The organism is Roseateles sp. P5_E11 (assembly GCF_054049355.1).
Genome location: NZ_JBFUMO010000190.1, coordinates 1 through 9920 on the forward strand (window position 1 = coordinate 1; position 9920 = coordinate 9920).

Genomic DNA, 9920 nt, shown 5'->3' on the forward strand with positions numbered 1-9920 from the left:
GCGGGCGGCGCTGACAATCCGCGGTTTCACGGAACACATCGCGGGCGGCGCTGACAATCCGCGGTTTCACGGAACACATCCCGGACACCGCTCGATGAAGCTCACCTTGTCTGCCATCACCCTCGCAGCCGTTCTCGCCACCAGCGCCCAGGCCCAGGGCCTCAGCTATCCCGCCACGCGCAAGGTCGACCAGGTCGACGCCTATCACGATACGGCTGTCGCCGACCCCTACCGCTGGCTGGAGGACGACAACAGCGCCGAGACCAAGGCCTGGGTCGTCCAGCAGAACGAGGTCACCGACAAGTTCCTGGCCGCCATGCCGCAGCGCCTGCCGGCGCGCCGCATCTACACCGAGCTCTACAACTTCGAGCGCTTCGGCATCCCCTTCAGCGAAGGCGGCCGCTATTTCTGGACCCGCAACGACGGCCTGCAGCAGCAGAACGTCCTCTACACGGCCAAGTCGCTGGCCGACACGCCGGTCGTGGCGCTGGACCCCAACCTGCTGTCCAAGGACGGCACCGTGGCACTGAGCGGCGTCGTGCCCTCGCGCGACGGCAAGTTGCTGGCCTATGGCATCGCCGGTGCCGGCTCCGACTGGCAGACCTGGAAGGTGCGTGACCTGGCCACCGGACAGGATCTCGCCGACACCATCGAATGGGTCAAGTTCAGCGGCGCCGCCTGGACGGCCGATGGCAAGGGCTTCTTCTACGCCCGCTATGACGCGCCCAAGGAAGGCGACAAGCTCAAGGGCGCCAACTACTTCCAGAAGCTCTATTACCACCGCCTCGGCACGGCCCAGAGCGAGGACCTGCTCGTCGCCGAGAACCGCGACGACAAGGAGTGGGGCTTTGGCACCGAGGTGTCGGACGACGGCCAACTGCTGGTCATCAGCGTCTGGAAGAGTGCCGGCAGCAAGAACGGCCTGATGGTGCTGCCCCTGCCCAAGGGGGCTTTTGCCGGCGGCAAGCCCCAGCCCATCACGCTGGACTTCGACGCCCAGTACACCCCTGTCGCCGCCGTCAACGGCAAGCTGATCGTCAAGACCGACAAGGGCGCACCGCGCGGCAAGCTCGTCGCTGTCGACCTGAAGAACCCGGCGCAGGCCAATTGGAAGACGCTGGTGCCCGAGGGCCCGGATGCGATGACGGCCGCCTCTGCCGTCGGCGGCCGTTTCCTGCTGAGCTATCTGCATGACGCTGCGACCCTCGTGCGCGTGCATGGCGCCGACGGCAAGCAGCTCAGCGAGGTCAAGCTGCCCGGCATCGGCACGGCTGGCGGCTTCGGCGGGCGCTGGAGCGACAAGGAAACCTTCTTCAGCTACACCAGCCTGACCACCCCGGCCGAGATCCATCGCTACGACGTCAAGACCGGCAAGATCAGCCTCTTCAAGCGTCCCAAGACGGCCTTCAACCCCGATGAGTTCGAGACCCGCCGCGAGTTCGTCACCAGCAAGGACGGCACCCGCTTCCCCATCTTCATCGCCGCGAGGAAGGGCCTGAAGTTCGACGGCAGCAACCCGACCCTGCTCTACGGCTATGGCGGCTTCGACATCTCCATCACGCCCGGCTATGGCGTGACGGCCGCGACCTGGATGAGGATGGGCGGCGTCTACGTCATCGCCTCCATCCGCGGCGGTGGCGAATACGGCTCGGCCTGGCACGAGGCCGGCACCAAGCTGAAGAAGCAGAACGTCTTCGACGACTTCATCGCCGCCGGCGAATGGTTGATCAGCCACAAGGTCGCCAGCCCCGCGACGCTGGCCATCAACGGTGGCAGCAACGGCGGCCTGCTGGTCGGCGCGGTCACCAACCAGCGCCCCGACCTGTTCGCGGTCGCCGTGCCGCAGGTCGGCGTGATGGACATGCTGCGCTACCAGAACTTCACCATCGGCTGGGCCTGGGCTACCGACTACGGCACCAGCGCCGACAGCCCGGAGATGTTCAACGCGCTGCGCGCCTACTCGCCGGTGCACACCATCAAGAGCGGCGCCAAGTACCCGGCCGTGCTGATCACGACCGGCGACCATGACGACCGCGTCKTGCCGGCCCATAGCTTCAAGTACGCCGCCACGCTGCAGGCCGCCGACACGGGTGCGGCTCCGAAGCTGATCCGCATCGAGGTCAACGCCGGCCACGGCGCGGGCAAGCCGACATCCAAGATCATCGAGGAGCGCAGCGACATCCTGGCTTTCATTGCCAACACGATGAAGTTGGAAGTGAAGTGACGGCGTCGGTCGCGATCCGCGACCTGGGCGTCGGCGATGTCGATGCCCTGACGGATCTCTACCAGCACCTGAACGCCGGCGATGCGCCGCCTTCGCAAGAGGCGGTACACGCCGTGTTCGCACATCCGTGGCTGCGCCATTTCGGGCTTTTTGACGGTGAGACGCTCATCGCCAGCTGCAACCTCGCCGTCATCCCCAACCTGACGCGCGGCGGCAGCAGCTATGGCGTCATCGAGAACGTCGTCACCCATGCGGRCCATCGCGGCCAGGGGCATGGCCAGGCCGTCGTCCGGCATGCGATTGATCAAGCCTGGGGCGCAGGTGCCTACAAGGTCGTGTTGACGACCAGTCGCAAAGACCCCGCCGTCTGGGCCTTCTACGAGCGCTGTGGCTTTGACAGCGGCGACAAGCGCGCCTTCGTCATACGCCGGTCCTAGAAGTTAACGGCCTTGGTCTTGAGGCCGCGCGCCACCAGGGTCGCATTGATCAGCTGGGCCTGCTCCCTGCTCGGGAAAGGCCAGACCGTTGCGCGCCAGCCCTCGGGCGTCTGGATGACATCGGCCTGCAGCGCGTCGGGGTTGCCGTGCACGCCGACCAGGCCCGCCTTCATCTTCCCCAGCAGCGCCTCGGCCTCGGCCTTGCTGCCCGGCGGGCCGACCAGGGCGACGACGACCTTGTCCGATGACTGGGCCAGGCGAGCCAGGCGTGGGTCGACGGGCTCGGGCTTGCTGGCGGCAGGCTCGGGCTTGTCGACCGTCTTTTCGCCCGGCTTTTCCGCAGGCGCCTCGGCGGGCTTGTCCGAGCGCAGGATCGGCGGGCGCTTGATGCCATCGGTGCGCTCCACGAGGCGGGGGCGAATATCGGGCGGTGGCGCGTCGCTTGCGGCCTCGCTGGCGGGCGCTTGCGCGGCTGAAGCGGCCGCAACGGCCGACTCTGGAACGGAGGCGGGCGCAGAAGCGGCTGAGGCGGAGGCAGCCAGGGCCGGCGCTGATGCCGCCGACGCTGCCGTCGGGGGCGGCGCAGCGGCCGGCTCGGCCGCGCGTTGGGGCCACAGCATCCAGGCACCCACGGCGATCAGGACCGCCAGCACGGCACCCGCTGCGCCCAGGCGGATCGGGTCCCACAGCCGGCGGCCAATGATTTCCGAAGGGATGCCGCGGCCGGCCAGCACGCGGGTGCGGGCGCTGCCCACATCGACGCCCGCCGTCATCACATAGAGCTCGAAAGGCCAGCCGCCGTGGGAGCTGGCCAGGGTCTCGTCGATGACGATGACGCGCCAGGGCCGGCTGTCGGGGGTGGCCGGCGGCTCGGCAAAGCCATGGGCCAGCGCAAAGCGCTCGACCTGGGCCGGGCTCAGGCCGGGCAGGAATTTCTCGCTGAAGGCGCGCCACTGCGTGCGCGGGCGCCGGGCGATCAGGCGCGGCAGATGCGTCAGGCGCTGCTTCCATGCCGCCCAGCGTGACAGAGGGGGCGAGCCATGCAATGCGTCGAAGGCGCTGACCACATCGGTCAGCACGGGCTCGACCAGGCCGCCCGCCTCGGCGGAGGCGCGCACAAAGGGCAGGGCCACCACGCCCACGGTGTGCACATCGCCCACGGCGATGCGCCGCGCAAGCGGGTGGCGGTTGTGCCAGTCAACGATCTGTTCGGCCAGGCGCTCCATGACTACTTGATCTTCCCCGACGAGCCCATCCGTCGGTGATGGAAACAAGCCCCCGAATTCAAGCCAGTTGCTTCAGCAGCCAGGCGTTCAGGTCTTCGATCTCCTCCATGCAGACCGAGTGCGGCATGGGGTAGTCATGCCATTCGACCTCATGGCCCAGAGTTCGCAGAGCGTCGCGGCTGGCCGTGCCGCGGGCGGGCACGACGATGGTGTCCTGGCTGCCATGGCCCATGAAGATGGGCAGGTCGGCGTTCGCCGCCGAGCGCTCGGTGGCCGTCGTCGCAGCCAGCGGCAGATAACCCGACAAGCCGACGGCGCCGCCCAGGCGCTCGGGGTAGCGCAGCGCCGTCATCAGCGCCATTGCGCAGCCCTGCGAGAAGCCGACGAGGACGATGCGGTTCGCTGCCACGCCGCGTTGGCGCTCGCTGTCTATGAGTTCGGCAATCTGCCGCTGCGACTCGCGCAGGCCGGCCTCGTCCTCGCGCTTGACGAGGTCGGCGCCGAGGATGTCGTACCAGGCCCGCATCACATAGCCGCCGTTGATCGTGACGGGCCGCTCGGGGGCATGCGGGAACACGAAGCGCACGGCGCCGAGGCTTTTCAGGTCCAGCTCGCCGCAGATGGGCACGAAGTCATGGCCGTCGGCCCCCAGGCCGTGCAGCACGATCAGCGTCGTGCCGGGATTGGGGCCGGTCTCGACGACATGGGTTTCAAGCATGGGGGTTCCAGTTCTCGATGCGAAGTTCAAAGCGTTTGTCGCCGTAGTCGTCCAGGCCTTCGTCGGTCGGCGTCCAGCCGGCTCGACGGTAGAAGGCCTCGGCGCGCGAATCGGGCTGGGTGCCCAGGTCCAGGCGCCCGTGGCCCTGGGCGAACAGCCAGTTCACCATCACGTCGTGCAACTGACGGCCGTAGCCCTGCCCATGCAACGCCGGGTCCACGAACATCGCCCAGATGTGGCCGTCGCGGGCGTCGCCGATGGCAAAGCCCGCAATGCGCCCGGGCTCCAGTTCGACAACCCAGCCACGGCCGAAATCTTCCAGATAGACATGCAGTTCGGCATCCGAGATGCGGCCCGGGGTCAGCTTGTTCTCGGTGACGGCATAGCGCACGCGCCAGATCTCGGCAGTGTCGTCGCGCGTGGCGATTCGAAGTGTCATGGCGTCATTGTCGCGACAGCGGGCGCTGCCCTTGCCGTTCATGATCACGTTCATGGGAAGCCTTTATCTCGTCCGCCACGGTCAGGCCAGCTTTGGTGCGGCCGACTATGACCAGCTCAGCGCCAAGGGCCATGAGCAATGCCGCCATCTCGGCGCTTACTGGCGCGAACGCGGCCAGCGCTTCGATGCCGTGTTCACCGGCACGCTGCGGCGGCACAAGCAGTCACTGGCCGGCATCGTCGAGGGCTACGGTGAGGATCTGCCCGCCGTCGCACTGCCGGGGCTGAACGAGTACGACAGCGAGGCCGTCGTGCGCGCCATCCACCCCGGCCCCATCGATGCCCCGACGACCCCCGAGGCCGTCAAGCACCACTTCCGGCTGCTTCGCCAGGGCCTGCTGGCCTGGATGAGCGGCGAGACGGCACCGGTGGGCATGCCGGCGCACGCGGATTTCGCCGCCGGCGTGGCCGATGCGCTGGCACGCGTGCTGGCTTTGGGTGTGGGCAAACAGGTGCTCATCGTCTCCAGCGGTGGGCCTATCGCCACGGCCGTGGCCCAGGTGCTGTCCACGCCGCCCGAGACTTTTGTGGAACTCAACCTGCGCATCCGCAACTCGGCTGTCACCGAGTTCGCCTTCAACCCGAAGCGCCACCACCTCGTCACGTTCAACACGCTGCCGCACCTGGATACGGCGGAGATGCGGGCGCACATCACGCACGCCTGAGCGCGCCGGCCCCAAACGGGCCAATACCGACGGCACTGGGCATGGCTCTCCTGGGCGAAGCGGCCGTGCGACCCGGTCGGCAGCATGACGACTCCTCAACCCCCGATGGAGTTCCGTCATGTCTTCACCCCGCCTTTTTGCCTTCGCCACCCTGATCAGCCTGGCCGCCACCTTCGTTGAACCGGCCCAGGCCCAGAGCTACAGCTTCAACCAGACCGGCTACGCCGATGGTGCCACGCTGAGCGGCCATTTCGCCGGCAGCGACCTCGACGGCAATGGCTGGCTCTATGCCCATGAGCTGACCGAGTTTGAGCTGAACTGGTCCGGCAACCGCGCCGTGCAGGCCTTCAACCTCGGCTTCAGCGAACGCGCCGGCCTGGAGTTCGAACTCTCCAGCGGCACGCTCTCGCACATGGCCGCCTTCAGCCAGAACGAGGAGGGCGTGCGCTTCCTCAGCTTCGACAGCAAGGGCTGGCCCAGCTACATGATCCCGGGCGTCGTCGCCGACGAGAGCCTGGGCCTGGTGTCCATGAGCTGGGAGCCGTTGCAGGTCACGGCCGCCGTGCCGGAGCCGCAGAGCCTGGCACTGCTGATGGCGGGCATGGGCTTCATCGGCCTGTGGAGCCAGCGCCGACGGGCTCACTGACAATGCGCGGCTATGGCCGCGCCCTTGTTCACGTCCCTCATCACGCCGCCGCCGGCCGCCACCGCGCCGGCCCACGAGCGCTTTTTGCACCTCATCCGCCTGGCCCTGGCCGGCGGGCAGTTTGGCAAGTTGCTGCTGTCCGGCCCCGTGGGTGATGACGAGGACGTCGAGCGCCTCACCGTGCGCCTGGTCGAACTGCGCGGTGAGCCGGCCTTGAGCTTTCTCTGGCGCCACCGTACCAAGGACGTGACGAAGAACCACCCCCCCGAGGCGGGCCTGGCCGAGATCGCCACGCTGCTGGGCGCGCGCTTTCGCAATGCCCATCTGCACACGGCGACCGAAGAGGTGCAGTTCGCCATCAGCCGCAAGGGCCGCGAAACGCTGCGGGTGACGCGCGTCGATGGGTCTGAGGCGGTTGCTCCCGCCGCCCACGACAAGGCCAAGCAGCGCCCGCTGGACATGGTCAATCCCGTGTGGTCGGCGCTGGGGCTGACCCACCTTGTCAAGGGCGAGCCGGCGCTGGTGCCGGCAATGGCGCGCAAGTGGAAGCAGATCAACCGCTTCGTCGAGATCCTGTCCTCGGCCGTCGACGAGGCCGAACTGCAAGGCCCCGTGCGGGTGGCCGACTTCGGTTCTGGCAAGGGCTACCTGACCTTCGCCGTGCATGACTGGCTGCAGTCCCACGGCCTCAGCCCCCGCGTGACGGGCATCGAGCTGCGTGACGACATGGTCAAGTTGTGCGGTGCCATCATCGACAACGAGGGCCTGACCGGCCTGCGTTTCGACCAGGGCGACGTGAGAACGCAGGCCGTGCAACCGCTGGACGTGATGATTGCCCTGCACGCCTGCGACATCGCCACCGACCACGCCCTGCACGTCGGCCTGCAGTCCGGCGCCAAAGTGATCATGAGCTCGCCCTGCTGCCACAAGGAGCTGCGCCCGCAGATGACGCTGCCAGCCGTGCTGCGGCCCATGCTGCAGCACGGCATCCATCTCGGCCAGGAGGCCGAGATGGTGACCGACTCGCTGCGCGCCCTGCTGCTGGAGAGCCAGGGCTACCGCACCCAGGTCTTCGAGTTCATCGCGCTGGAGCACACCAGCAAGAACAAGATGATCCTGGCCGTGAAGGCGCAGGGCCTGGCCGCCGAGGCGTTGGCTGCGCGCCGGCCCGAGCTGCTGGCGCAGATTGCCGAGATCAAGCGCTTTTATGGTCTGCGCGAGCAGCGGTTGGAGCAGTTGCTGGCGGGGTGATGAGTCGGCCGGCGCCGCTGCGGCGGTGCGGCGGTGCGGCCTCAGCCGCTTAGCCCGCCTTGCCAAATAGCGACTGCAGCAGGGCCTCCGCCCTCTGCAGGCCTTCATCGGTGAGAGCCACGGACGTCGCCTTGCCGACCGGGTCGCTGATCAACCCCTTCTCGTGCAGCCGGCCCATCGCATCCCAATCGAAGGACTTCCACGCATGCTGGCCGTCATGCAGGCCCAGCAGCAGCAAGGCCAGCACGGCGTCGTCGATCCGTTCGATGTCCAGGTTCATGAAGCCTCCTGTCGAGCCATGGCCAGTACATCCAGTGGCGAGCGCACGGCACCGCCGCCGAGCTTGAGCACGTGGGTGTAGATCATCGTGGTGGCCACGTCCGAGTAGCCGAGACAGGGCCTGGCTGTGGGTTGACGGCGCCACTGCACGGTCATTGGCCAGATACGTCAGGAAGGCCTCCACCTCGGGCCCACCCAGCTCCGCCGGATGCCGCAACCCATGAAAGCGGATGAAGGCTTTTACCCAGTAGGCGTAGACCTCTTCGGTGCGCAGGCTGTAGTGCAGGAGGCGGCAGCGCTCGCGCAACTGATCGAGCACGCGGACCGACCGCAGTGGCGGCAATTCGCTCGGTGACGGCCGGGGCCGCAGGTTTCCCCGAGGTGGCAAGGTCGGCAACTGGACTGGCATCATGAGCCCTCCAGCGGCACTGCCTCTGTTCAATGAGAACTTGTAACGACGCGCCGCTTTTGCCGGGAATTTGGTGCTGTATATCCATACAGTCAACGTGAAAAAATTGCTGATGAATCAATTGCTTTTGTCCGCCAGTCGGCACCGATCTAGGGCGCAGCTTGCCTGCCTAAGTAGCAGTGGCGGTCTCCCGAGAACACGTTGAGCAGCAGGCATGAAGCTACTCTTGAGAGTTGAGGACACCTTCGATATCCCGGCCTTCGGTGGGCTCGTGGTGGTGCCCGGTCCGCTCGTGCAAGACTACGGCGGCCCATCCAAACTTGAAGTCCAACTGCGAATGCCTGACGCTTCTGCTGTGCAAGCAATGCTCACGGTTCAGTGGATTTCCCAAACCCCGCCGCCCAAGGAGCCGCGGTGGGGTTGCGTCTTTCACGGACTCTCAAAAGCAGATGTTCCCGTGGGCACTGAGGTTTGGTACCAGCCTGCTGCCCAACCTGTCGCTGCAGCGGACGGCTCCGCCGCCCGCTGACCTTTGACGTTGAGCAGCATGAGCAACATGCGTTTTCTGTCAGAGGCTAGGCTGTGGATGATTGACCCGCCGAGCGGGTACGCCTACGAAATCGTCGTTGCGGGCGAGGCCGATCAGCCCGCGCCGGCTCGGCTCGCACTCGTTCGTTCAGCAATCGAGTCGGTGGAAGATCTCAAGACCAAGGCGGTCGCATACCTGGACGCATTCGTTGACCGGGCTAAGGTCGCCGCACCAGGAGACTGGCACTTCGAGGGCGTTGAGTCGGGCCGCGTGCCCGGCGAAACAGAAGACCAATGCAGTTTCTACTTCTCGCTCGAAGCCGATGTGTACGGCGAATGGTCGGTGACGTTCCAAGCCTCGCAATCAAGGTTCTTCCCTGTCGCCTTCGGGCGCAGGCAGGTTTGAATGCGGCTCAACCTTTCGCTCCAGCGGACGGCTTCGCCGTCCGCTGAGCTCGCACGATAAAGCTCAAGATGTGGTTTCACGACATTCCCGCTGAGCGAGAGGCTGGCTATGTCCGATGTGCAAGCACGAACGTGTTGGGAGAGCCACAACTTGGCGCGCTAATGTCGGTATTTGGTCTAGCGCCTGAACCGAGCTTCTTGCGGGAAGTGCCCGGTGACAAGGCCGCCCAGGTCCTGGTGGCGATTCTTCATCAGGACATGGCCTACAAATGCGAAGTGATGCCACTCGCACGCGCCACGGAACTGGCGTATCAGTTCCTTGCATCACAGGAGCCCGGTGCTACGTTCTATATCAATGCGGATTGGTCGGAGAACTTTTCCCGGAAGCAGGGTCCTTCCAGCTTCGGATGGAACCCGTTGACCGAGTCAACGTTCGATGCAGGTGTTCTGGCGATCAGTCAGCGCTACGCGTCGTGCATTTGGGTGGAGGACGAAGATTGAGCTCTAACCTGCCCGTTAACTCGGACGCCTTGTGGCCTTCCGGCGCTATGCGCCTCACAGCCGCAAGTCGCCGGTGACGTCTACGTTGGGCATACGGGAGATGACGTGACAGCCGCGCCGCTCATTTGTGCCC

The 9920-nt window shown here is 66.3% G+C and carries 12 protein-coding genes and 1 pseudogene; 7 read left to right on the plus strand and 6 right to left on the minus strand.

Annotation, left to right across the window (positions count from 1 at the left end):
- Positions 1-94: 94 nt before the first annotated feature.
- Complete coding sequence (locus tag ACXJKR_RS15435) at positions 95-2224, plus strand: prolyl oligopeptidase family serine peptidase (protein WP_457323572.1); 2130 nt, start codon at positions 95-97, stop codon at positions 2222-2224.
- A complete protein-coding gene (locus tag ACXJKR_RS15440) occupies positions 2221-2661 on the plus strand; it encodes a GNAT family N-acetyltransferase (protein ID WP_457323573.1) in 441 nt (146 codons plus the stop codon). The genes ACXJKR_RS15435 and ACXJKR_RS15440 overlap by 4 nt, the downstream gene beginning before the upstream one ends.
- Here the strand turns inward: ACXJKR_RS15440 and ACXJKR_RS15445 are convergent.
- From ACXJKR_RS15445 to ACXJKR_RS15455, 3 genes are read right to left on the minus strand one after another with little or no spacing between them, the layout of a single operon-like run.
- Positions 2658-3887: a hypothetical protein gene (locus ACXJKR_RS15445; protein WP_457323574.1), complete on the minus strand. Its 1230-nt coding sequence runs from the start codon at positions 3885-3887 to the stop codon at positions 2658-2660. The two genes, ACXJKR_RS15440 and ACXJKR_RS15445, sit on opposite strands and share 4 nt — an antisense overlap.
- A gap of 58 nt (positions 3888-3945) precedes the next feature.
- A complete protein-coding gene (locus ACXJKR_RS15450; RefSeq protein ID WP_457323575.1) occupies positions 3946-4605 on the minus strand; it encodes an alpha/beta hydrolase in 660 nt (219 codons plus the stop codon).
- Entirely contained in the window at positions 4598-5044 is a 447-nt protein-coding gene (locus ACXJKR_RS15455) for a GNAT family N-acetyltransferase (protein WP_162247735.1), read from the minus strand. The genes ACXJKR_RS15450 and ACXJKR_RS15455 overlap by 8 nt, the downstream gene beginning before the upstream one ends.
- Before the next feature lie 52 nt (positions 5045-5096).
- On the opposite strand from ACXJKR_RS15455, the gene ACXJKR_RS15460 reads away from it, so the two are divergent.
- The 3 genes from ACXJKR_RS15460 (at position 5097) to ACXJKR_RS15470 (ending at position 7665) form a co-directional block, all read left to right on the plus strand.
- Entirely contained in the window at positions 5097-5768 is a 672-nt protein-coding gene (locus tag ACXJKR_RS15460) for a histidine phosphatase family protein (protein ID WP_056193121.1), read from the plus strand.
- Between the two features lie 118 nt (positions 5769-5886).
- Complete coding sequence (locus ACXJKR_RS15465; RefSeq protein WP_457323576.1) at positions 5887-6414, plus strand: PEP-CTERM sorting domain-containing protein; 528 nt, start codon at positions 5887-5889, stop codon at positions 6412-6414.
- 12 nt (positions 6415-6426) lie between these two features.
- On the plus strand, positions 6427-7665 hold the full coding sequence (locus ACXJKR_RS15470) for a class I SAM-dependent methyltransferase (RefSeq protein WP_457323577.1): 1239 nt from the start codon (positions 6427-6429) through the stop codon (positions 7663-7665).
- A 49-nt stretch (positions 7666-7714) separates the two neighbouring features.
- On the opposite strand, the gene ACXJKR_RS15475 is transcribed toward ACXJKR_RS15470, so the two are convergent.
- The 3 genes and pseudogenes from ACXJKR_RS15475 to ACXJKR_RS15485 form a co-directional block, all read right to left on the minus strand.
- The gene (locus ACXJKR_RS15475) at positions 7715-7945 is read right to left on the minus strand and encodes a DUF6429 family protein (protein WP_457323580.1); all 231 of its coding nucleotides are present in this window, start codon (positions 7943-7945) and stop codon (positions 7715-7717) included.
- Positions 7942-8094 (minus strand): integrase, encoded by a 153-nt coding sequence (locus tag ACXJKR_RS15480; RefSeq protein ID WP_457323581.1) that lies wholly within the window; start codon positions 8092-8094, stop codon positions 7942-7944. The genes ACXJKR_RS15475 and ACXJKR_RS15480 overlap by 4 nt, the downstream gene beginning before the upstream one ends.
- Positions 8095-8110: 16 nt before the next feature.
- Positions 8111-8356: pseudogene (locus tag ACXJKR_RS15485) on the minus strand (phage integrase N-terminal SAM-like domain-containing protein); the annotation flags it as partial.
- A 544-nt stretch (positions 8357-8900) separates the two neighbouring features.
- Between ACXJKR_RS15485 and ACXJKR_RS15490 the strand changes: the two are divergent.
- Positions 8901-9287 (plus strand): hypothetical protein, encoded by a 387-nt coding sequence (locus tag ACXJKR_RS15490; protein WP_457323578.1) that lies wholly within the window; start codon positions 8901-8903, stop codon positions 9285-9287.
- 68 nt (positions 9288-9355) lie between these two features.
- Positions 9356-9787, plus strand: coding sequence for a hypothetical protein (locus ACXJKR_RS15495; RefSeq protein WP_457323579.1), 432 nt, complete (start codon positions 9356-9358; stop codon positions 9785-9787).
- Positions 9788-9920 lie beyond the last annotated feature (133 nt).